This is a genomic window from Bacillus sp. FSL P2-0099, from assembly GCF_038007445.1.
In the GTDB taxonomy this organism is placed as follows: Bacteria; Bacillota; Bacilli; order Bacillales; family Bacillaceae_G; genus Bacillus_A; species Bacillus_A mycoides.
Genome location: NZ_JBBOXE010000001.1, coordinates 1,444,039 through 1,466,207, shown reverse-complemented (window position 1 = coordinate 1,466,207; position 22,169 = coordinate 1,444,039). Strand labels below are relative to the sequence as shown.

Annotated in this window: 21 protein-coding genes and 1 riboswitch; of the genes, 6 read left to right on the top strand and 15 right to left on the bottom strand. The window is 34.9% G+C overall.

All coding sequences use genetic code 11. The annotated features are described in order from the left end of the window. Positions 1-118: 118 nt before the first annotated feature. Positions 119-258, bottom strand: a riboswitch (FMN riboswitch). A 248-nt stretch (positions 259-506) separates the two neighbouring features. Next, positions 507-1,193, top strand: coding sequence for a hypothetical protein (locus MKY90_RS07540; RefSeq protein WP_002030740.1), 687 nt, complete (start codon positions 507-509; stop codon positions 1,191-1,193). 205 nt (positions 1,194-1,398) lie between these two features. On the opposite strand, the gene MKY90_RS07535 is transcribed toward MKY90_RS07540, so the two are convergent. The 14 genes from MKY90_RS07535 to MKY90_RS07470 form a co-directional block, all read right to left on the bottom strand. Beyond that, positions 1,399-2,013 (bottom strand): peptidoglycan DD-metalloendopeptidase family protein, encoded by a 615-nt coding sequence (locus MKY90_RS07535; protein WP_078184185.1) that lies wholly within the window; start codon positions 2,011-2,013, stop codon positions 1,399-1,401. A gap of 85 nt (positions 2,014-2,098) precedes the next feature. Continuing rightward, positions 2,099-2,680 (bottom strand): cob(I)yrinic acid a,c-diamide adenosyltransferase, encoded by a 582-nt coding sequence (locus MKY90_RS07530; protein ID WP_002011763.1) that lies wholly within the window; start codon positions 2,678-2,680, stop codon positions 2,099-2,101. Positions 2,681-2,822: 142 nt separating this feature from the next. Further along, entirely contained in the window at positions 2,823-4,598 is a 1,776-nt protein-coding gene (resE, locus tag MKY90_RS07525; RefSeq protein WP_002011760.1) for a sensor histidine kinase ResE, read from the bottom strand. After that, entirely contained in the window at positions 4,598-5,314 is a 717-nt protein-coding gene (gene resD / locus MKY90_RS07520; protein WP_002011758.1) for a DNA-binding response regulator ResD, read from the bottom strand. The genes resE and resD overlap by 1 nt, the downstream gene beginning before the upstream one ends. A 301-nt stretch (positions 5,315-5,615) precedes the next feature. Continuing rightward, complete coding sequence (gene resC, locus MKY90_RS07515) at positions 5,616-6,773, bottom strand: cytochrome c biogenesis protein ResC (protein WP_002030737.1); 1,158 nt, start codon at positions 6,771-6,773, stop codon at positions 5,616-5,618. An 18-nt stretch (positions 6,774-6,791) separates the two neighbouring features. Further along, positions 6,792-8,408, bottom strand: a complete 1,617-nt coding sequence (resB, locus tag MKY90_RS07510) for a cytochrome c biogenesis protein ResB (RefSeq protein WP_078184184.1) — start codon at positions 8,406-8,408, stop codon at positions 6,792-6,794. A gap of 124 nt (positions 8,409-8,532) precedes the next feature. Beyond that, positions 8,533-9,054: a thiol-disulfide oxidoreductase ResA gene (gene resA / locus MKY90_RS07505; RefSeq protein WP_002064495.1), complete on the bottom strand. Its 522-nt coding sequence runs from the start codon at positions 9,052-9,054 to the stop codon at positions 8,533-8,535. A gap of 94 nt (positions 9,055-9,148) precedes the next feature. Next, the gene (rluB, locus tag MKY90_RS07500) at positions 9,149-9,877 is read right to left on the bottom strand and encodes a 23S rRNA pseudouridine(2605) synthase RluB (protein ID WP_002030733.1); all 729 of its coding nucleotides are present in this window, start codon (positions 9,875-9,877) and stop codon (positions 9,149-9,151) included. 288 nt (positions 9,878-10,165) lie between these two features. After that, positions 10,166-10,696: a spore maturation protein SpmB gene (gene spmB, locus MKY90_RS07495; protein WP_002086660.1), complete on the bottom strand. Its 531-nt coding sequence runs from the start codon at positions 10,694-10,696 to the stop codon at positions 10,166-10,168. Beyond that, positions 10,693-11,289, bottom strand: coding sequence for a spore maturation protein SpmA (gene spmA / locus MKY90_RS07490; protein ID WP_002086662.1), 597 nt, complete (start codon positions 11,287-11,289; stop codon positions 10,693-10,695). Before spmA ends, spmB begins: the two co-directional genes overlap by 4 nt. Further along, a complete protein-coding gene (locus MKY90_RS07485; protein ID WP_002086664.1) occupies positions 11,282-12,406 on the bottom strand; it encodes a D-alanyl-D-alanine carboxypeptidase family protein in 1,125 nt (374 codons plus the stop codon). Before MKY90_RS07485 ends, spmA begins: the two co-directional genes overlap by 8 nt. A gap of 112 nt (positions 12,407-12,518) precedes the next feature. Further along, entirely contained in the window at positions 12,519-13,433 is a 915-nt protein-coding gene (locus tag MKY90_RS07480; protein WP_002126378.1) for a superoxide dismutase, read from the bottom strand. A gap of 105 nt (positions 13,434-13,538) precedes the next feature. Next, the gene (locus MKY90_RS07475) at positions 13,539-14,030 is read right to left on the bottom strand and encodes a YpuI family protein (protein WP_002126375.1); all 492 of its coding nucleotides are present in this window, start codon (positions 14,028-14,030) and stop codon (positions 13,539-13,541) included. 22 nt (positions 14,031-14,052) lie between these two features. After that, on the bottom strand, positions 14,053-14,442 hold the full coding sequence (locus MKY90_RS07470) for a hypothetical protein (protein ID WP_002086670.1): 390 nt from the start codon (positions 14,440-14,442) through the stop codon (positions 14,053-14,055). A gap of 186 nt (positions 14,443-14,628) precedes the next feature. Here MKY90_RS07470 and mprF point away from each other — a divergent pair, with 186 nt between their 5' ends. Continuing rightward, positions 14,629-17,214 carry a bifunctional lysylphosphatidylglycerol flippase/synthetase MprF gene (gene mprF, locus MKY90_RS07465; protein WP_016119902.1) on the top strand — a complete coding sequence of 862 codons (2,586 nt, stop codon included), beginning with the start codon at positions 14,629-14,631 and terminating at the stop codon, positions 17,212-17,214. 4 nt (positions 17,215-17,218) lie between these two features. On the opposite strand, the gene MKY90_RS07460 is transcribed toward mprF, so the two are convergent. Next, a complete protein-coding gene (locus MKY90_RS07460) occupies positions 17,219-18,013 on the bottom strand; it encodes a hypothetical protein (protein ID WP_002126371.1) in 795 nt (264 codons plus the stop codon). A gap of 174 nt (positions 18,014-18,187) precedes the next feature. On the opposite strand from MKY90_RS07460, the gene deoD reads away from it, so the two are divergent. From deoD to MKY90_RS07440, 4 genes are all read left to right on the top strand, one after another. Continuing rightward, complete coding sequence (gene deoD / locus MKY90_RS07455) at positions 18,188-18,895, top strand: purine-nucleoside phosphorylase (protein ID WP_000110704.1); 708 nt, start codon at positions 18,188-18,190, stop codon at positions 18,893-18,895. Between the two features lie 201 nt (positions 18,896-19,096). Continuing rightward, positions 19,097-20,908: a sensor histidine kinase gene (locus tag MKY90_RS07450; RefSeq protein WP_002141011.1), complete on the top strand. Its 1,812-nt coding sequence runs from the start codon at positions 19,097-19,099 to the stop codon at positions 20,906-20,908. 107 nt (positions 20,909-21,015) lie between these two features. Beyond that, positions 21,016-21,546: a tyrosine-type recombinase/integrase gene (locus MKY90_RS07445; protein ID WP_000806230.1), complete on the top strand. Its 531-nt coding sequence runs from the start codon at positions 21,016-21,018 to the stop codon at positions 21,544-21,546. A 125-nt stretch (positions 21,547-21,671) separates the two neighbouring features. Continuing rightward, positions 21,672-21,866, top strand: coding sequence for a DUF3924 family protein (locus MKY90_RS07440; RefSeq protein WP_002011737.1), 195 nt, complete (start codon positions 21,672-21,674; stop codon positions 21,864-21,866). Positions 21,867-22,169 lie beyond the last annotated feature (303 nt).

The window sequence follows — 22,169 nt, the reverse complement described above, 5'->3', positions numbered from 1 at the left end:
GTTCTGCTATGCCTATTTTTTCATAGAACGAAAAAACCCTTTGTGATTTACACAAAGGGAGAATTTTAAGGCACATCAAACAGACGTTCAAATACTTATCTTTTTTGAACGCTTGAACCTCCATCTTCTCCCATCCAGACTGTACTGTCGGCTTTGGAATCACACCAAATCCTGCCTTAACGGCTCGCGGGCTTAGAACGAAATTATTAAATGTTCATCACCGCCGGTCGGGATTTTCACCCTGCCCCGAAGATAGACCGATATTCTATTTTCCACTTCATTATACAACAACATGATCGTATTGTGAACAAAAAAAGTGTAACTTACTAAAAATAAGTTATTAATTTTATATAATTAAAGAAACGATCACTATTTTTTACAATACAACCCATATTTTTTATAATTCGGTATTTCTCTTATGAATCCCCCTAGTCATATGTCGTCAAAAGTGATAAGATGTTGAATTGTTAAGATAAGAACATTTTCTGAGTTATGGAGGAAATGTCATGAAGAAAGATAAAAGACACTCTATTCGAGAAGCAATGAAAAAGAACTTAAGAAAAGAATACTTTTATTTGAAAAAAGAATTACTTTTCTACTGTCCAATTGATCTAGGCACATTCTCAAGAGAGACATACTACGCTACTTTTGACCAAGATGGCATAAGTATTTATCAGTATGATAAAAAAACAGAAAGTAAATTAAAATTGTGTGAGCGTCATCCATGGAAGAGTTGGAATAAGGTAAAAGTTGATCACTATTTAACAACTTCTCAATTTATTTTCCAAGGTGAGCGAAATTGGATTTTATCCCTTTTCCAAAAAGGAAAAGAAGCTCAAAAAATAATTGAAGAACATACATCTTTACAAACGGAAGTTGTTTCCCGTCCGTTTTCCAAGAAACTTCCTGGTTTCCGTTCTGATACACCATTGAATAAATACATCGGTTGCATTTGTTACACTGCACTTATTGCATTTTTATTAAAATGGATGATTCCATTTCAAGCACCACAAATCGCCCTGTATTCTCTTTCAATTGGCTTTATGCTTCTTGGTTTACTTTGTCTTACAATTGGTCTAATCGAACCAACTATCGTACTATTTCGGACAAAAGAAAAAACAAGAACAAAAGTCTTTTACTTATATAGCTACTTAGCTATTACTGGATTTATATGTGTCTTTATTTTTTGGTAAAAGAAGCCGTCCCAAAAGATCTTTTTGGGACGGTTTTTCGTTAGGAATAGGTTGCTCTTATTGTCGCATTTTATTGTTAGTCGATATTTCTTGTCGAAATGTCGATATAATAATAGCTATGTTCGATATAATTTCATTTACTATCGCAATCTTAAATAAGAAGAAAATAAATTTATTCAAAAGTTATGCTTTTGGGACGTTGCCTTTACTTGACGTATAGTTGTTGGTTCGGATAGATTTGCTCTTGTCGCAATCCATTCCTCACTTTAATTTCCTCAACTGTCATACTAAATTTCCGGGCAATACCAACTAAAGTATCACCTTTTTGTACAATATATAGTGATGATGACACAACTTGATTTTTTTGTTCATTTAAAACAAGCAACGGATTCATCGCATTCCTTTTCTCCATCGTCCATCTCCCTTGATGCACTTCTAAATGTAAATGCGCTCCTCGCGATTCTCCTGTATTCCCTACCTCTCCAATTAGCTCTCCTTTTGAAATGTTATCACCTTGAACTACATATCTCTTATTTAAATGCGCATAAACAGCCTCATATTCTCCATGTTTAATAAACACAACATTTCCATAACTACTTGAAAAATAAGACTTTGTCACCTTACCATCTTGAATAGCTGCAACAGGCGTTCCAATAGGCGCAGCTATATCAATACCATAGTGTTTCCCATGTCTTGTCCCAAAATAATCACTTATCTGCCCATCAACAGGCCATATCCACTGATTCCCTTCAGCGTAAACATGTAATTGAGATAAAAATAACACACTCAATATCACCACGCCACATTTTAACGCTTTCATATACATCCTCCGTTTTCTAATAGCCGTCATACCTTCTCTATTGTGGGATATTACAGAAAAAAGTATACAAAAAAAAGAAAGTGTATTACTCCACTTCCTTCTCTTCTTTATTACGAAAAACAAGTGCACTGCGGTTATACTCCACATCTTTCACTTGTAAACGCGCATTTATTACTCTAGCAAGCGCAAATAAATAATCAGATAACCTATTTACATACTTTAGAACAATTTCATTGGTTTCTCCTTCTTTTTGCAATGACACTATACAACGTTCTGCTCTTCTTATAACTGTACGTGCAATGTGTAGTGCAGCCGATATCTCGCTACCGCCTGGTAAAATAAAACGCTCTAAAGGCGGCGCTTCTTCTGTATACGAATCAATTCGTCTCTCTAAATACTCGACCATCTCTATCGTTACTTTATAAGGGATTTTCTTCTCTACTATTGCTAAATCCCCTCCACAATCAAATAGTTCATGTTGAATATTTTCAAGTTCGTTATAAATGTTACGAAAACATTCCTCTTGTAATTTAGACATGGCATATCCGATATGAGAATTCGCCTCATCAATTGTTCCATAAGCTTCTACACGTATATGATCTTTATCCACTCGGCCACCTATGACACTCGTTTCCCCTTTATCACCTGTTTTTGTATAAAGTTTCATTTCATTATGACACCTCTCTTTTTATTTTCATTCTGATTATTAAAGAAAAAAACTCTACCATTCTTTATTTAATTGCACTTACAAAAAAATAAAAAAACAGTAAAGCTTTTATTCATAATCAACTTTTAAAAAACATATATATCTAAATTATACGATTTGGTAAATATACAGAGAATGTAGTTCCTTCTCCAACGACACTTGATACAAAAATCTTCCCGTCATGACCTTGAACAATATTTTTAGCAATCGCAAGCCCGAGTCCTGTTCCAATTTTTTTCCCGCGAGTTCTCGCTTTATCAGCTTTATAGAATCGATCGAACAAGAACGGAATATCTTCTTCTGGAATACCAGCACCTGAATCTTGCACTTCGAAAGTAAGGCCACTATTTTTCGTATTAATTACAAGTGTAACATGTCCACCTGCATTTGTATGACGGATTGCATTATCAATTAAATTCGTCAGTACCTGTTCCATACGGTCTGCATCAAACGGATATTGTTCAATTGGACTTTGGAAATCCACTGTTAATTGGACTTCTTTATCCTTTGCAATCCCCTGGAATTTACGGCCAATTTTTTCGACAAATGGATGAATATCTACTTCCCCTATATGTAACTCTACATGTCCACTTTCCATACGGGCTAAATCTAATAACTCATTTACAAGTTTACCTAAACGAACAGATTCATCATAAATAATTTGAACAAACTCATTAATTTCTTCTTTCGTTTGCACAATATCATCTAAAATTGCTTCACTATATCCTTGAAGCATTACCATCGGTGTACGAAGTTCATGTGATACATTCGCAATAAAGTCTTGACGCATTTTCTCAAGACGACGCTCCTCCGTCATATCTCGCAATACTGCTACAGCTCCACGAATTTTTGTTTGATTGTAAAGCGGTGTCATAAGAACTACGTAGTTACCTTTTTGCAAATTAATTTCAACAACTTGTTGTTGCTCACTTTCTACAACGAGATGGAATAGTTCAACAAGTTCAGAAGGCAGTTTTTTAATTAACTCTACTTCTTTTTCTTCTTGCCAAACTTGTAAGAAGTGTTCTGCCGGTGGGTTGATAACAACGACTTCACCTTCTTGATTTAACGTAACAACACCATCTGCCATACTACTCAAAATGCTAGCTAACTGCTCTTTTTCTTGCTGCAGGGCATTCATATTAAACTTCAACTGTTTTCCCATTTGATTTAAAGCAGTTGCAAGCTCACCAATTTCGTCCTGCGACACCATAGGGGCTTTCGTATCAAATTTCCCGCGTGCTACCTCAAATGCAACCTCACGCATTTTACGAAGTGGTGCCGTAATTCGAGTAGATAAGAAAAATGCAAAGAAAGTCGTTAAAATAATCGCAATCCCGGCTGATAAGAAAATAAAATCAGTCGTTCTCTCCATACCTTGTATTGGAACTTGCAATGATTCATATACAAACACTGCACTTTGATTTTTTGACTGTACTGGTTTCCCGACGATCATAATATCATTTTCAGTATTTTTATTCTTCCTACTATTAGAAGCTTTTCTAATATTATTCTTAATATCCTTTTTATCTGTAAAAACAGCTGCTAATTCTTTATCATTTTTCAAATCATCTATTGTAAGAGTAACTAATCCTTCTTGTTTCGGCGAAGAAGAAATTTCCTTACCGTCTTCTACAATGATAATCCTTGAAAGTGGATCAGAAAATTTGTAAGCAATATCCTCAATCGTTTTTACATCGGCACCTTCTTCAATTAATTCCGTGACACTTGTTGCAACTTTCTGAAGCCTAGCTTCACTCATATCAACATAATACGTTCTAAAAAACTGTGAAAGTAAAATAGCAACAAATCCAAGAACAAACGAAACGAGAAGTAATATGGTCATCCATAACTTCCCTACTACACTTCTCCAAAGCATCAGTCGTTCACAACCTCAAACTTGTAACCTACGCCCCAAACGGTAACAATCATTTTCGCTGCATCTGGTGATTGTTTACTTAACTTTTCACGTAAACGCTTTACATGCGTATCAACTGTACGTAAATCTCCGAAGAACTCATATTGCCATACTTCTTTTAACAATTGCTCACGGTCAAAAACTTTATCCGGGGATTTCGCTAAGAATAATAGTAATTCATATTCTTTCGGTGTTAAGTTTACTTCATTACCATCCGCTGTAACGCGGTGCGCATCATTATCAATTGTTAAATGAGGGAAAACAGTAACATCTTTCGTCGTTGTATCTTGTGTAAAGAATGTCGTTGGTACAGCGCGGCGTAATACTGCTTTCACACGAAGTACTACTTCACGCGGGCTAAACGGCTTTACAATATAATCATCAGTTCCAACTTCAAACCCTTGTACCCTATTTACTTCTTCACCTTTTGCTGTCAGCATAATAATTGGCGTCGCTTTCTTCTCACGAATCCCTTTACACACTTCGATACCATCTTTACCAGGCATCATAATATCCAGTAGAATTAAATCATAATCATTTTGTAACGCCATTTCTAAAGCTGTATCACCATTATCCGCTTCTTCAATTGTGTATTGCTCTCTTTCTAAATACATCTTTAATAAACGACGAATACGATCCTCATCGTCTACAATTAAAATTCTTGATTCATTTTCCATTTCTACCCGCTGCGTACTTTTACCACAACGGTTTACACCTACCCTTCTACAATATAATGTTGCACCTATCCTCGTTTAATTAAGCATTTTTTAACGTTCCACTTCCCATATTATGCTTCACAAGAATAATAAAGTTTGTTCATTTTTTTTCCAAAACTATGTATTTTTTTTGAACAGTATATTTGGTCCTCGACATCATTTTACAGAATCAACCGCTACTTTGTCATGTTTTTCTCAAAAAAGAAGAAAATTTGACAAAAATAAAATAGGAAAGTGACATACACTCTCCTATTTTATTTCTCTATGCATATGAATGTAAACCCGCGATAATTAAGTTTACTACAATAAAGTTAAACATAATGATTGCAAAACCAATCACTGCAAGCCAGGCGGATTTTTCTCCATGCCATCCTTTAGATAAACGTAAATGTAATACCGCAGCATAAAAGAGCCAAGTAATAAGCGCCCAAACTTCTTTTGGATCCCAACCCCAAAAGCGCGTCCAAGCGATTTGAGCCCAGATCATTGCAAAGATTAATGCTCCTAATGTAAACACCGGGAATCCTATCGCAATAGAACGATATCCGATTTCATCTAATAAATCACTATTCGTATTCTTTACTAACGGCTGAAGTGCCGCTGACACTCGTTTACGTAAAACAAGTCTTAATACAATATAAAGTAGCGTTCCGACTAACACTGACCAAATAACAGTATTTAATTTTTTCGCATTTACAATCGCTGGAACTTCAACTGTTGGCTCTAATTTATTTTCTGTCATTAACTTCCCTTCATGCGGTCCAACTAAAGCAGGGAGATTATACTTCATTTCAACTTGTTGTTCATTTTTATCAATCCATTGAAACTTCGCTTCGTATTTCATACTAGAAAATACCGTTGTTATTCCAATAAACCCAACTGTACAAACAAGTGTGAAAACTACTGTCTCTAACCAAAATGTACGCTTACTTCTTGTTGATTGATCTACATTTTTCAGTAAATACATTACGCCTGTAATAAAACTAATTGCTAATATTGCTTGTCCCGCTGCCGCTGTCGTTACATGAATATGTAGCCAATTACTCTTTAAAGATGGGATAAGCGGCGAAATTTCTCTCGGGAACATACTTGCATAAGCGATTAATAAAAGAGCTACCGGTAAAGCAAATAAACCAATAATACTTACACGATACACAAAGTACATAATGATAAAAGCTCCCACAAGCATCATGCCAAAAAATGTACCAAATTCAAAAAAGTTACTAACCGGTGCATGTCCTGATGCGATCCATCTTGTAACAAAATATACTATTTGTGCAATAAATCCTAAAATTGTTATAGTTATACCTATATTTGCCCACTTGTTACCTTTTTCTTTAATTGCTCCTCCAAAAAATAAAGTTGCAATTAAATATAAGATAAACGCCGCGAACAGAAAATTACTACTTATTTGTACCATATCGTTTCCCCACCTTAACTAATTTTTTTCATTCATTTTATCGTGTGGTTGTGGAATCGCTGTTCCTTCTAGTACTCTTTCAATATCTTTCTTTAAGCCGAACCAATTTTTATTCGTATGGCCTGCAACCCACCATTCATCATTAACACGTTGTATCCAAATACGGCGATGGTTCCAATACATACCTTGAATCACACCAACCATAAATATAAATCCTCCAATACCGAGAATCCAAAGCGTCAAATCTTTTCTTACTGTAAGAGCTGTTGCATTTTGCATTTCCACACCTGCAAATGACATTTTATATTTGTTATTCCCATCTGGTTCTATATTTTGCTGAATACCGACGAAACTCACTTCACCATCTGGTGTTTCAGGCGTAAACATTTTAAACACAAATGCAGGGTTGTTTGGTAATTTCGTTTTCGTATTTGGTCTTCCATTCTCGTCAAAATAAAAATCTGGAAAATAGCTTAATAGTTCTAAAGAATAACCATTTCCTAAATCAAATTTTTCTGTAGGATTCGTTAAATCTACTTTAATCGGTCCCCACTTTTGATTATTTTCTTTGTTTTGCAAATGGAATGACATGCTTTTAAATTCACTTTCTTTGTAATCCACTTGATAAACAGCAAATTGATCAAATTTCAGTGGCTCATTCACTCGAATTTCAGCTTCTTTTACCTTTTCTAATTTTGGTTTTTGACCCGCTATATTTTCTCCTACCGCTTTATATAATACAGCATTTGTTTGGAAGTTTTTCGCAATCATTTTATCACCAACACGATCAATTGCTTCATCAAAAACTTCTTTATCCTTACTCTTATCATAAACTTCCTTGATAAACTTTTCGTTTTTCAAATAGTATTGACCATCTGTTCCTGGTATTTCTTTCGTTTCACCGTCACGTAACCAAAGTGCTTCATCTACATACATACTCGGTAAAAAACGTAGCATTGCACCGAATAGAAAGATAATAAGACCAATATGGTTTACATATGGACCCCAACGTGAAAAACGTCCCTTTTCCGCTAAAACGTTCCCGTCTTCCACTTTTACATTATAATTACGTTTCTTTAAATTAATTTGAACTCGTTCTAAGTCACCTTCATGCGGCGTACCAGTCCCGTGCACTCTCTGTCTTTTCAAAAAACTTGGGTGTCTTTTCACCCCTTGTTTTTTTAAAGCTTTATAAAGAGGAATGACACGGTCTAAACTACATATAACAAGTGAAATACCAATGGAAGCAATTAAAATCATGTACCACCATGATCCATATAAATTATTAAATCCTAATTGATAGTATAATTGTCCTAAAAATCCATACTCGGTCTTATAATATTCAGCTGGTTCGATTCCTGGAGTTATGTACATTTCTTGGGGAAAGATAGTTCCTATTGCCGATGAAGCTAAAGTTATTACGATTAACCATACACCTACTTTTACAGAAGAGAAAAAACTCCAAATTTTATCGACTATCGTTTTTGTATGTGTGAGAGATCTCCGAGCACTCCCCTCATATCTCATATCCAATAATTTTATATTTTCATTACTTTCAAATGGTTTCCCACATGCTTCACAAAAAATGGTTCCTATCGGATTAACATGTCCACATTCACACTTAATTTCTTTCAAAGCTCTCACCGCCCTTTTATCTATATGTACTATTGTATATTCCAGCCTAGAGTTACCGCAATACTCAGAATTTTTAAAGCGAAGGTGCTATACGTAAGCACCTCTTATGTAAAGGCTTTCTTAATTATGGAGTGATTTTCTTTAAGTACTCTTCCAATTGTTCCTTCGTTTGCTCACCTATAATTTGCTCTACTACTTTGCCTTCTTTATCAATTAAAAAGGTTGTTGGTAATGGTCCCACTCCATATGTACCTATGATCTTTTGCCCTTTATCAATTGCAACTGGGAATTTCAAATCATATTGTTTCACAAAGTTCTTCACTGCGATATCCGTTTCATCTGCATCTAAGGCAATAATTTCAACGCCTTTTTCTTTATATTTCGGATATAACTCATTCATATAAGGCATTTCTTTTTCACAAGGTTTACACCAAGTTCCCCAAAAATTTAAAAATACACCTTTTCCCTTTAAGTCTTTTAATTCAATATTCTTTCCTTCTAAATCAGTTACAACAAAGTTAGGTGCTTCTTTTCCAATTTGCATTTTCTCTTTATCAGTAAAAAATCCTTGATATAGCGTAAACCCTACCGCACCGCTTAAAATGAGCAAAATGATAACACGAAATAATAAGCGATTTTTTTTCATGTTGTCTCCCCTCTCTTCGACGAGTGATAAATATATGTATTTTTTAATAAATCACCAGCGGAGCATTCCACTGGTGAAAGTTTCACAATATAGATTAGCGAGGCTTTGTAGAAGCCAATGCACGTAATTGTTTCACCTCATGTGGTGTCAATTCTCTTGCATCGCCAGGACGCAAACTACCCACTTCTAAAAAGGCATACCGTTCACGTTTTAATTTCATTACTTTACAATCTAACGCTTCAAACATGCGGCGTACTTGACGGTTACGTCCTTCATGAATCGTTAATTGTACAATTGCCATCTCTTTACGCTTGTCCCAAGAAATAATTTTCGCTTGTGCTGGTGCTGTTTTCCCATCTTCTAATGCAACACCTCGTTCTAACATGCGAATTTTCTCACCTGTTAATGGCCCTTTAATTTTCGCAACATACGTTTTTTCAACTTTATATCTCGGATGCATTAATACATTTGCAAATTCACCATCATTTGTCATCAATAATACGCCAGACGTATCATAATCTAAGCGTCCGATCGGGAATAAACGTTGTCTAATTTCAGGGAAAAAGTCTGTTACAACATTTCTTCCTTTATCATCTGATACACTTGAAATTACACCAGTTGGTTTATATAGTAAAAAATAAACAGGTTCTTCTTTTTCAAGAGGGATGTTATTTACTTCCACTTTATCTTGAGGAGTTACTTTTGTTCCTAACTCCTTCACTATTTTCCCATTAACTTTCACTTTACCTTGCTGAATTAATTCCTCAGCCTTTCTTCTCGATGCAATACCTGCTTGCGCAATCACTTTTTGTAATCGTTCCATTTCTTTTTTTCACCTCAAATTTATCTTACCTTACATTAGAAAGACTTGGCAACCGCCTAAGCTTTATGCCATTTACTTCGCCTATCTTTAACAACATAGCCATGATGATAAACGTCTAAAGGCATATCACGTTTTCACCCTTTATTATTGTTTACACTTTTTCATGTTGTCCACGATAAAAGTTCATCATTTTGTCAAAAACACCGCATAAAAAAACCACTATTAAACTACACGTTAATAGTGGTCGTATACGTATTATAAGCTAAATAGCGCAAAAAATGAATAGCATTACCGAAACAATAGGGAAACAAACACAATTGAACAAATAATTCCGATTAAATCTGCAAAAAGTCCTACCTTTAATGCATCTCCCATTTTTCTAATACCGACAGCCCCAAAGTATACTGTTAATATATAAAAAGTCGTATCTGTGCTACCTTGCATCGTTGAAGCTAACCTACCAATAAACGAGTCTGGCCCATATGTAGCGATTAAGTCGGTCGTAATACTTAAACCAGCAGATCCCGAAATCGGACGTATAAGTGCAAGTGGAACGATTTCAGCTGGTACATGAATAAAGTCTAACATCGGCTTCATTACCGATATCATCGCATCTAAAGCACCTGATGCCCGGAAAATAGAAATAGATACAAGCATTCCAACCATAAACGGCAAAATGGAAACCGCAATTTGAATCCCTTCTTTTCCGCCCTCAACGAACGATTCGTACGTTGGAACTTTCTTTATCGTGCCATACAAAAGGATAAAACCAATTACACAAGGAATTACCCATAATGAAATTGTATTTACAATACTCATTTTTTCCGCCCCTTTCTACTCCTTCTCCGGTAAAAATAGCGGTCAATCCAAATCGCGCCAATCATCGATAACACTTGTGCTATAAATGTTACGCCAACGATTTCAGTAGGGTTTGCTGATTCATAAGTCATTCGAATCGAAATGACAGTAGTCGGAATTAATGTAATCGCTGAAGTATTTAATGCTAGAAACGTCACCATAGAACGACTTGCTGAATCCTTTCCACCATTTAACTCTTTCAGTTGTTCCATTGCTTTAATACCTAAAGGTGTTGCTGCATTACCTAACCCAAAAAAGTTCGCCATCATATTTGATAAAATGAATCCCATTGACGGGTGATCCTTCGGTATTTCTGGAAATAATCTTTTTACTATCGGCATAAAAAGTGATACTAACTTCTTTAACAATCCAGCTTCCTCAGCAATTTTCATTAAACCGAGCCAAAATACTAAAACACTAATAAGTCCAATACAAATCGTTACAGCATCTTTTGACCCTTCAAACACTGCTTTGGTCACTTCTTCCATCGTTCCATTTATCATGGCATACACAATCCCTATAACTGCCATCGCTGCCCATACGAGATTAACCATCTATCCCAACACCTATCATGTAAGAGAAGATTTCTTTTACGTTATTCCAATACATTCCTGTTGTAGCTACTAACTTTCGTTTACTGTAAAACAAATTTCGTTCTCCAACTTTCTCGTTCCCTACATAAATTTCTGTCTTCCCAATCTTTACTCCATCCGTAAGTTTTGCACTTTTATCGAGCTCAACTTTCAATAAAACGCTCTTTCTTTCCTCTTCAGTTAAAGGTACAGAAAAACTATTTTTCGTATAAACATGATTGGCATATTTCTTTTCATTTATTTCAGCGAGTGCGCCTTGTCCTAAAACTTTCGCTTGCTTATAGCGTTCAAAGCCTTTATCAAACAAATTCATATGATCATCCCAGTCACTAGAAGCACTCAAAGTTACGACAATTAAATCTAGTCCATCTTTTGAAGCTGTTGTGACAAGCGTCCGTCCTGCTTTCTTCGTAAAACCTGTCTTTCCCCCTGTTGCAAATTCATAATAAGATGTCACAAGCTTATGTTTATTTTTCCAAGGATAATCCCAAGAATCTGATTTATACGTTTTTGTTCCAAAAATTTTCTTAAAGGTCTCGTTCCCCATTGCATATTTCGTTAATAATGCCATGTCATAAGCCGACGAATAATGCGATCCATCCCCATCCAAGCCATGCGGGTTTGAGAAATGCGTATCTTTCATTCCGATTTCTTTCGCCTTTTCATTCATTAAATATACAAATCCTTCTATACTCCCTCCCACATTTTCAGCAATTACTTGTGCTGCATCATTACCAGATCTAAGCATTAATCCGTAAACTAAATCTTCTAACTTAACTTTTTGTCCAGGTTTTAAATAAATTGCCGATCCTTCTACTCGTACCGCTTCATTACTAACCGATACTAATTCTTTCATTTTTCCTGATTCAGCAGCTAACAATGCTGTCATAATTTTTGTTATACTAGCAATTTTTTGTGGCTCATGTTCTAATTTCCCATATAGCACACGACCGGATTGTTGTTCCATTAAGACTGCGTTACGAGCACTGACACCACCGTTCATTTTTGCATATGCAGGAATTGGCATAACGCTTGCGTACATTATAATTAGCGTAATTATTATACAAATTCGTCTCATATTTCCCCCCACGTCCTTTTGGCACTTTTTGTACAAGTGTATGCTTGGCCTTTTAAAATATGAACGAAATCTTCCTTCCACCTCCACTAAAAAAGACGCATGAGATATGCGTCTAATACGGTGTCCATTCAATTTGTTTCGCAGTTTCAAATCTTTTTTCTACATCAGGCCAATTTACAACATTCCACCAGTTTTTAATATATTCATCTTTTCGATTTTGGTATTGTAAATAATACGCATGTTCCCATACATCTAGTACAAGGAGCGGTATCGTATCCCATTGTGTAAACAATTGATGAAGTGTACTCTGCAAAATTTCTAACCTTCCGGACCGAGGCACCCATACAAGGATTGCCCATCCAGACCCCTCAACTTTCGAGGCCGCCTCTGTAAAATGTTTTTGGAAACGTAAGTAACTCCCAAAATCCTTCTCAATTTCTTGTGATAATGCCCCTCGTGGACCCCCGCCCCCATCTTTTTTCATATTATTCCAAAATATCGTGTGTAAGTAATGACCTGATCCATGAAAAGCCGCTTCTCTTTCCCAATGCTTAATTAAATCAAATTGATTTGTTTTTCTCGCTTCTTCCATCATCTTCTCTGCTTTATTTAATCCTTCCACGTAACTACGATGGTGTTTATCATGGTGTAACATCATAATTTCTCGTGAAATGTACGGTTCTAGCGCATTATATGGATAAGGTAATGGCGGAAGGGTATGCCCCCCAATCGGAACAGCTCGTTCGCTATCCCCTCTTTCACATAGTTCATATTCCTCTCCTTCTTGCATAAATACTTCCTGTAAATGGTGTTGAATATGTTCTACATCCTCACTTATTTCATACATAAACTCGGCATCTGTGTCGTATTCATGCTCTTTCATACGCTCTAATAACGTTTGAATTTTATAAGCAAGCATATGGACATCATACACTTCCATTGCACGGCTATCTAATACTTGAAGAACACTTTCACACCAGCTTTCTACTTCATGAAAGTAATCTGTAAATACACCTTGCTGACTCATGTCACACCTCCTTATTGCTATCCACTTAAATATATTCAATGAAAATCCCTTATATAACTGTACAAAAGGAAAAGAAGCTAAGTATCCTTAGCTTCTTTTCCTTAATTAATATTTGTGCAACATTTTTGTTTGGTAATCTGTCTCATAATATTCTAGTTCTTCACGCATCAATTGAAATTTCCCTTCTAAATCCTTCATCATTCGTTCTATAGACCCAGGGGGGGTTTGCTGAAAAACAATAGAATTTTTCCCTGTATAAGCAGAACGACTATTTTCATACCAATGATCATTCTTTGGCGAAAAAAACTCTGCAATTACTTGATGGTAAATCTTATATAAAACTGTTTCAGCTGCGGTCTTTCGAAATGGTTGGCTATTCAACAAAACAAAACATGCATCAAGTCCTTCTTCACAAAAAACAAGAAGTCTTCTTATTGATGCTAATATACCTTTATAATATTGCTCGTTTCCTGTTGGTGTCTCCTCCAATAAAGAAGGTAACGTATGATAATTTACATAATTAGTTATCAAGGAAATTACATCTTCTAAAAATATAGAAACTTGTTCTGTTTGATTTTCAACCATCAAATTAGACATGGCTTCTCTCTCCTTTGCCGTTTTACGCTATTTCTACTCTTTTATTTTTATGTAATTCAGCTAATATTTCTTGTACTTTCACCACTGTTCCCTCATCAAAGTATCGTTGAAAGTCTGTTACTTCATTGAGATACAAGCGCTTCTGCGCGCGTAGCTCTTTATCTTTCACTAAACAAGCGATCGCTACAATATCTCGTAAATATACGTCTTGTTCTTCTACTTTATAAACTGGATTTCCTTCAAAAGGGGTAATTTCTTGTAAAATTTCTTCAAAATATCTAACATATAAGACAGAAAAGGTTTTTTCTTGATTATTTAATATATATGTCACTTCAGATCTATTAAAAAAATCTTCTGATGTATTCGGTTTTGCTTTTTCTAACTCATATCCTGCATAACCTATTATAATCATCTACTTCCCCTCTCTTCCTTCTTTCACCTTATCTTAACTCAATTTTCTAATAAACGAAATATTCTTTTAAATATAACCTATATAAAAAATAGCTTCCCTATACAGGAATTTACCTTTTTATTTTTCTTGAAGTTTGTCATAATAATATTATTGTCTCAGTTTTCTTACACAAGGAGAGTTGTATTTATGTCGTTTTCATGGAAACGTTTCTTACAAATCGGGAAAATAATCTTCCCATTTGTTGTCTTAACAATTGTTTTCTTTCAAGCTAAAAAAGAATTAGCAGGCATTTCTTTTTTAGAAGCAATTGAAACAATTAAAAACATTCCAACTGGTGGGGTATTTTTAGCGATTACACTCGGTGCATTTGCCGTTTCAACAATGTTCTTTTATGACTTTGTTATGCTTCGTTACTTAAAAGCAGATATACCTGTACAAAAGATCTTCCGCATCTCATGGATTGCCAACACTTTAAATGGATTTATCGGTTTTGGTGGTCTTGTTGGTGCCGGTGTACGTACAATGCTATATCGTCCGCATATAAAAGATAATGGAAAACTTATTAAAAGTATTGCTTGGATGACAACCGCTTTTATTAACGGATTAGCCATTCTGTCATTCCTCGGCCTTATTGGAATATTAGACACTAGTTTTATTCTGCACGAAAAACCGTGGTTATGGCCTGTTCTTATCTTCTTTGCTCTTTTCGTTCCTATATATATTGGGTTTTCTAAAATTAAAAATAGAAAAACAAAACAGCTAGACGGACAAGAGGAAGAAGAAGAAGAGAAAAATCCAACTGTTTTATATTCATTAGTTTCATTAGTCGAGTGGGTATCTGCCGGTATCGTTATGTACGTCATTTTAATATTGTTTGGAATTGATATCGAATTTCAAAAGTTTTTAGGTGTTTACGTAATTGCTGCTTTAGCTGGTGTCGTAAGTCTTGTTCCTGGTGGCCTTGGTTCATTTGACCTTGTTTTCTTAACTGGACTAGGACAATACGGCGTTGATACAGGCGTATTACTACCTGCTATGTTATTATACCGACTTGTCTATTACATCTTACCATTCTGCCTAGGTCTCATTTTTGCAGCCTTTGAAATGACAGGAGCTGCCATAAAAAAAATTGAAGATAAACCATTTATTGCACCTGCGTTAGAAACAACTGGTGTAATTTGGACTTTACAACGTGATTTTTTAGGGAAATTAGGTTCATGGGCATCCGCCGCTTTAACAGTATTCGCTGGCTTAATGGTTATTCTATCAACAATTTTACCGACTAGTATAAATCGAGCTCACGCCTTACATATTTTAGCTCCAAAGCACCTTATTCAATTTTCTTTTAGCTTATCATTAACATTCGGTATTCTCCTCCTGATTCTTTCGCGAGGCATATATTATGGAACAAAGCGTTCTTACTATATGACGATTGTTTCTTTAATTGGAGCAGCAATCTTTAATACCCTAAAAGGAATTGATATTGAAGAAACCTTTATTTTATTAATCGTACTTGCTGTGCTGTATATGCTTCGTAAAAGATTTGCACGCGAAAAAATGGAAGTCTCTCTTTCTGATATCGTAAAAGTATTTATCTTCTTATTACTTACGTTATATTTATATAAAAACTTAGGTATTTTATTTGCGGGTGCAAAAGAAGCGTTCCAACCTGATTTTGTCGTTCGAAATATTACACAAGTTAAACGAAGTGCATTAGCAGCAGCCTTTTTCGTTCCTACTTTTTTACTTATCGGCTCACTAATTGCCAATCGTTACCGTAGTCAATTTCCCGGGCAACCAGCTAATGATAAAAGGTTAGAAAACTTCTTAGATGAACATGGCGGGAATGTACTTAGTCATTTAGGTTTTTTAGGAGATAAACAGTTCTTCTTCAGTAGTGACGGAAAAGCACTTCTTCTCTTTTCAATTACTGGAAAACGTCTTGTTGTACTAGGTGATCCAATTGGTGATCCATCCTCCTACCGCACTGTATTGCAAGAATTTTTGACTGAAGCTGATCGATTTGGCTATATTTGCGTATTCTATCAAATTGAAAGCAAATGGATGAGCTTATACCACGATTTTGGCTACAACTTCTTTAAACTTGGTGAAGAAGCTGTCGTTGATTTAAATACGTTTACAATAACAGGAAAGAAACGTGCTGGTATGCGAGCCACTTTCAACCGTTTTGAACGAGAAGGTTATACATTCTCTATTCATGAGCCACCATTCTCAGACGAATTATACGAGGAATTAAAGAAAGTGTCTGATGCTTGGCTCGGCGGAAAAAAAGAGAAAGGATTTTCACTTGGGTACTTCGATCGTGAGTATATTAGTCGTGCCCCTATCGCTACATTATCTGATGCAGAAGGAAAAATCATTGCATTCACAACCTTTATGCCAGTATATCAAAGTGGCATATTATCTGTTGATTTAATGCGTTATTATCCAGATGCCCCTAGCGGAATTATGGATGCAATTTTTATCCACTTATTCCACTGGGCAAAAGAAAATGAATACCATTCCTTTAATATTGGTATGGCACCACTCTCAAATGTCGGTTTATCAACGCAATCGTTTTGGTCTGAACGAGTTGCTGCTGCAATATTTAATAACGTTCGTTACACATATAGCTTCAGCGGTTTACGACATTTCAAAGAAAAATATAAACCTGCATGGAGTGGAAAATATTTAGCATTTCGAAAGAATCATTCTTTACCAATTACAATGCTCTCTGTAACAAAATTAATAGGAAAACGAAAAAACAGCTAAGTACTTAGCTGTTTTTTCGTTTTTGCACTTGTATACTAAACTCCTTTTCATACTTCTTACCATTTATATAGAAATCCCCCCATATTTTATATGTTCCTTCTTCTGGAAATGTAATACGATATTGTAATTGCTCATCCGTATCAACAGGAATGGCATATAAAAAATGTCCCCTCGTTTCATCAACGATATATAGCGCGTTGACTTCGCCTCTCCCTGAATTTAATTTCAGCTTTTCTCCCTTTTTCGCTTGAAACTGAAATGTTAATGTCGTTGCCTCATTCGGATGTAATGCACCAAATAAAAGAGACACTTGATGCTCTCCTATATTTTTTGTAAGTACAGTATCGACAGGTAGTTTCTTTTTATTCTTGTCCTTGTTTTTCTCCTTTTTTTCTTCACCAAAATCTTGCTTAGAAAATGATTCCACGGACTTGTTTTCATCTTCATACAAAAATATCGTGTACTCTTCACCTTTTGCTACATCTGAAGATAGCTTATACGATCCATTTCCAGCAAATATAGGCTTCGTTTGTTGTATGTTTTTCAAATTCCCATCCACTATCACTGCTCGAATTTGATCGTTCACACCACGAACTTCATTATTCATTTTATTTAGCAATTGAAACGAAATATCGACTTTTTCATTTCCTTCTTTATTCTTCACATCCCATTTCACTTCTTGAACATCTCCGGTCGTTTCTACAGTTTCTTGATATTTTTTTATGTAAAATCCTCCTGCCACAATAAGTACTAGTGCAATAAGCCCAATGACAAGATTTTTCAAAATATCACCTACCATTTTTATTTTCTTTATCCATGCAAAACCTCTTAAATATATATTCTAGATTATGATTTATGAAATCCTCCTCTTTTGCACATATTACAAATAAAAAAGATTTTAATTGAAAGGAGTCGTAGTGTATAATGCAAATGATATTGATTTCTATCAATACATTAATAAGGAGGATTTTTCATGAGTGTACATATTGAAGCAAAACAAGGCGAAATTGCTGAATCTATTCTATTACCTGGTGATCCATTACGTGCAAAATATATTGCTGAAACATTTTTAGAGGATGTTACTTGTTATAATAACGTGCGTGGCATGTTAGGTTTCACTGGAACTTACAAAGGAAAGCGTGTATCTGTTCAAGGTACAGGTATGGGTGTTCCTTCTATTTCTATTTATGTAAACGAATTAATTCAAAGCTACGGAGTGAAAAATTTAATTCGTGTTGGGACATGTGGTGCAATTCAAAAAGATGTTAAGGTACGTGACGTTATTATTGCGATGACGGCTTGTACAGATTCTAATATGAATCGCTTAACATTCCCGGGTTTTGATTTTGCTCCTGCTGCAAACTTTGATCTTTTAAAGAAAGCCTACGATGCTGGAACAGAAAAAGGATTACACGTTCGTGTTGGTAACGTATTAACAGCAGATGTATTTTATCGTGAGAGCATGGACATGGTTAAAAAACTTGCAGATTACGGTGTATTAGCAGTAGAGATGGAGACGACTGCTCTTTACACATTAGCAGCTAAATATGGTGTAAATGCATTATCTGTATTAACAGTAAGCGACCATATCTTCACTGGTGAAGAAACTACATCTGAAGAGCGTCAAACTACATTTAACGAAATGATTGAAATCGCTTTAGATGCAGCAATTCAGCAATAGTACACTAAAGAACTCGTCATACGTCTGGCGAGTTCTTTTTTATGCTAAAATACTTCTATAGTCACTACACCTTCTCTTTATGTGACTTTCTATAAAAAACTACTTTAGAGAGAGACAGATTTATCCCCTCTACTTTTTTGTAACCTTTGTTATAATTAAGAAATCATTTGTATTACAGTATTTTTCATACGAGGTGAAACAGTGAAGAACAGAAGCATCGTCTTTAAACTATTTTTATTAACATCAACTTTATTTACAATCATATTTCTCCTTTTTTTCCTTGGACAATCTCTATTTTTAGAGAAGTTTTATATTAATAAAAAAGTAAAAACCGTTCAAACGGCTTTTGAAAAATTCGTAGATAATTATGAAAAAAGCGACAAAAGTTTTGAGGAAATCAGAAAGCTAAAACAAGAATTTCACGATAAAACGAATGCTGAAATGCAATTTTTAGATTCTAACGGCATTATTAAAAGTGAAAACAATTACTACATTGAGGTAATTAACCCTAATAACAATAAAACCTATTCCATCCCACTTAATAATCTTTTAACACCCGAAGAATATAATAAATTCGAAAATTTAGGCTTAAAAAAAGAGGGCATGATTCACGTAGAGGGATTTTTACAAGATAATATAATAACGCCACTAGAACTGACGACTAATTATAATCGATGGCGAAATGAAAATGTCAATTCGGATTTTCAAACAATTAGTGGTAACCCCTCTAAAAATAGACTCACAAATCGATATAAAACTACGTCTCAGATCAGTTTTACCGGTGTGATATCTAAATTACATATCCCTTCCAAATCTGAGGTTCGCCTTGCAAATGATTTTGAAACATTACAAGCTGTTGAATATTTTGCAAGCACTATTAGACAAGGTACTTCTAATTCAAATCAATTAAACACGTATATTTTAGATAGTGGGGAAAATATAAAAAACAGTGTCTTTGTAAAGCCTATTATGGAAAACGGAAAAACTAAGGAGTACGCTTTTGTGATAGCATCTTTACAACCTGTGAATGAAGCAATGCTCGTTTTAAAAGATTATTATGTCTATGCCTTAATTATCGTGTTTCTCGTTATTATTTTGTTATCCTTCTACTACTCAAAAATCATTGTTAAACCATTAATTAAGATAAATCGTGTTACAAAAAAAATGGCCAACTTTGATTTTAGCGAGAAGTTACCTGTTACAGCAGACGATGAAATTGGCGGGTTATCAAGTGGTATTAATACACTCTCTGTAAATTTAAAAGATCGAATCGACCGATTAAATGTTGCTAATACAAAATTACAACAAGATATTGAACGCGAACGTCAATTGGAAAAAACGAGAAAAGAATTCATTTCTGGTGTATCTCATGAATTAAAAACACCACTTAGTGTTATTCGTAGCTTCGCTGAAGGTATTCAAGATGGCGTAAGTAAAGATACGACATATTATACAAATGTTATTTTGGAAGAGACAGATAATATGAACAGGCTCATTGTTGAAATGTTAGAATTAGCAAAACTAGAATCAGGTACGTACAAACTAGAAATGTCGACATTCTCGATCGGTGAATTAATTCAACAAGTCTATACAAAATTATTATTTAGCATGGAGGAAAAACATTTACAAGTGGACATCCATGCTGACTCTTCTCTATTTGTTAAAGCAAATCGTAGCCGTATTGAGCAAGTCGTTGTAAACTTACTTAGCAATGCAATTCGATATACTCCAGATGGTGAAAAAATACACGTCTCTATTATAGAAACGGAAGATACAGTGAAAATCAAAATTGAAAACACAGGTAATCCTATTCCAGAAGAAAGCCTTGAAAAAATTTGGGATCGCTTCTACCGTTTAGACGCTTCTCGTAGCCGTCATACTGGAGGTACTGGCCTTGGGTTATCCATTGTGAAAAACATTTTAGATCTCCATCACGCTGAATACGGCGTGTATAATACCACTAATAGCGTTGTATTTTATTTTAATTTACAAAAAGTAAAAGAAGTCAAATAATTTGTCTTAATTTCACTAGGAGTTCACATGAAATTCACACTCTCCCTTTATAGTAAGAAACAAGTTAATCCTTTCCTTTACACATATAAAAGAGGAGAGTGCGTGAAATGAAACAAGCAGGACAACCTATTCAAAATGAAAAACAATTAGAAACTATCAAAAATATACTTTTACAATCTTCGAAACGTGATGGCTTATTATTCGTATTAGCTGTAAATTCTGGCTTAAAAGTAAGTGAAATCTTACAATTAAAAGTTAGTGATGTAATCGATGAAGACGAAAATGTTCGCCATTCCATTTTATTTTACAATGAAAAAGTAAAGAAACATAAATGGTTTGCTGTAAATGAAGACTTACAGCACGCAATCGAAGACTACATGAAAGAACGTAAAACTTGGAAACGTAATGAACCATTATTAAAGTCTCAAAAAGGAACAAAGTCTATTACGAGACAACATGCATGGTACATTTTAAACAAAGCTGCAAAAGAAGTTGGATTAGAAGGGATTAGCTCACATACACTTCGAAAAACTTGGGGCTATTGTGCATACAAATCAGGTGTTGATATTGCATTTTTACAACACTTCTTTGATCACAGTACTCCATCCAAAACTTTAAAGTATATCGGTATTGCTTAATAACTCTTATACATAAAAAGGTTACCATTTGTAAATTTGGTAACCTTTTTTATGTTTCATATTCTCTTTTCTTGTCTTGTCTCTCCTATACTGTAGTGGTACTCTAATAGTAAGGGGGAGAAATTATGAACACATTAACAATTGAATTACCGAAAGAAACGGCTGAAAAACTTGATTTATTAAAGAAATCTTATGAAAAGAAAACAGGTGCTACAATTTCTGAAAGCACTCTCGTTCAAACACTTATCTCAAAGGAATTTATCCAAGCGATAACTCCTTTTGATTTACAACAAATCATCAATGGAAAAGAACAGCAGTAATTGCTGTTCTTTTTTTATTACTATTTAAAATATAAAGTGAAACTTTAATCAGTGGGGGTTTTGTTCATCCCCCACTGATTATTAGCCTTCACCAATCGGGCGTTTACGGGCAGCAGGGCTCCCACCTAACTTCTTTGCTCCAACCGAATTTTGAGGTAGGAGTTTTACTGCCGCAAATAGCGGGATAAAAAGTTTTTTACTTATTTTCCGAAAAACCATTGACAATGATAATGATAACCATTATCATTTATTATGAAGCCAACAATTGATGAATCAACCAAACGCTCAGTAACATTGTTACCC

Bases quoted from the DNA above. Each gene is read 5' to 3' on its own strand.
- MKY90_RS07470 (WP_002086670.1), bottom strand. From the start codon at position 14,442: ATGATTATAATAGGTTATGCAGGATATGAGTTAGAAAAAGCAAAACCG.
- resE (WP_002011760.1), bottom strand. From the start codon at position 4,598: ATGCTTTGGAGAAGTGTAGTAGGGAAGTTATGGATGACCATATTACTT.
- spmB (WP_002086660.1), bottom strand. From the start codon at position 10,696: ATGAGTATTGTAAATACAATTTCATTATGGGTAATTCCTTGTGTAATT.
- resA (WP_002064495.1), bottom strand. From the start codon at position 9,054: ATGAAAAAAAATCGCTTATTATTTCGTGTTATCATTTTGCTCATTTTA.
- MKY90_RS07480 (WP_002126378.1), bottom strand. From the start codon at position 13,433: ATGAGTCAGCAAGGTGTATTTACAGATTACTTTCATGAAGTAGAAAGC.
- deoD (WP_000110704.1), top strand. From the start codon at position 18,188: ATGAGTGTACATATTGAAGCAAAACAAGGCGAAATTGCTGAATCTATT.
- rluB (WP_002030733.1), bottom strand. From the start codon at position 9,877: ATGGAACGATTACAAAAAGTGATTGCGCAAGCAGGTATTGCATCGAGA.
- resC (WP_002030737.1), bottom strand. From the start codon at position 6,773: ATGGTACAAATAAGTAGTAATTTTCTGTTCGCGGCGTTTATCTTATAT.
- MKY90_RS07485 (WP_002086664.1), bottom strand. From the start codon at position 12,406: ATGAGACGAATTTGTATAATAATTACGCTAATTATAATGTACGCAAGC.
- mprF (WP_016119902.1), top strand. From the start codon at position 14,629: ATGTCGTTTTCATGGAAACGTTTCTTACAAATCGGGAAAATAATCTTC.
- MKY90_RS07535 (WP_078184185.1), bottom strand. From the start codon at position 2,013: ATGAAAGCGTTAAAATGTGGCGTGGTGATATTGAGTGTGTTATTTTTA.
- MKY90_RS07530 (WP_002011763.1), bottom strand. From the start codon at position 2,680: ATGAAACTTTATACAAAAACAGGTGATAAAGGGGAAACGAGTGTCATA.
- MKY90_RS07440 (WP_002011737.1), top strand. From the start codon at position 21,672: ATGAACACATTAACAATTGAATTACCGAAAGAAACGGCTGAAAAACTT.
- spmA (WP_002086662.1), bottom strand. From the start codon at position 11,289: ATGGTTAATCTCGTATGGGCAGCGATGGCAGTTATAGGGATTGTGTAT.
- MKY90_RS07445 (WP_000806230.1), top strand. From the start codon at position 21,016: ATGAAACAAGCAGGACAACCTATTCAAAATGAAAAACAATTAGAAACT.
- MKY90_RS07460 (WP_002126371.1), bottom strand. From the start codon at position 18,013: ATGGTAGGTGATATTTTGAAAAATCTTGTCATTGGGCTTATTGCACTA.
- resD (WP_002011758.1), bottom strand. From the start codon at position 5,314: ATGGAAAATGAATCAAGAATTTTAATTGTAGACGATGAGGATCGTATT.
- MKY90_RS07475 (WP_002126375.1), bottom strand. From the start codon at position 14,030: ATGTCTAATTTGATGGTTGAAAATCAAACAGAACAAGTTTCTATATTT.
- MKY90_RS07540 (WP_002030740.1), top strand. From the start codon at position 507: ATGAAGAAAGATAAAAGACACTCTATTCGAGAAGCAATGAAAAAGAAC.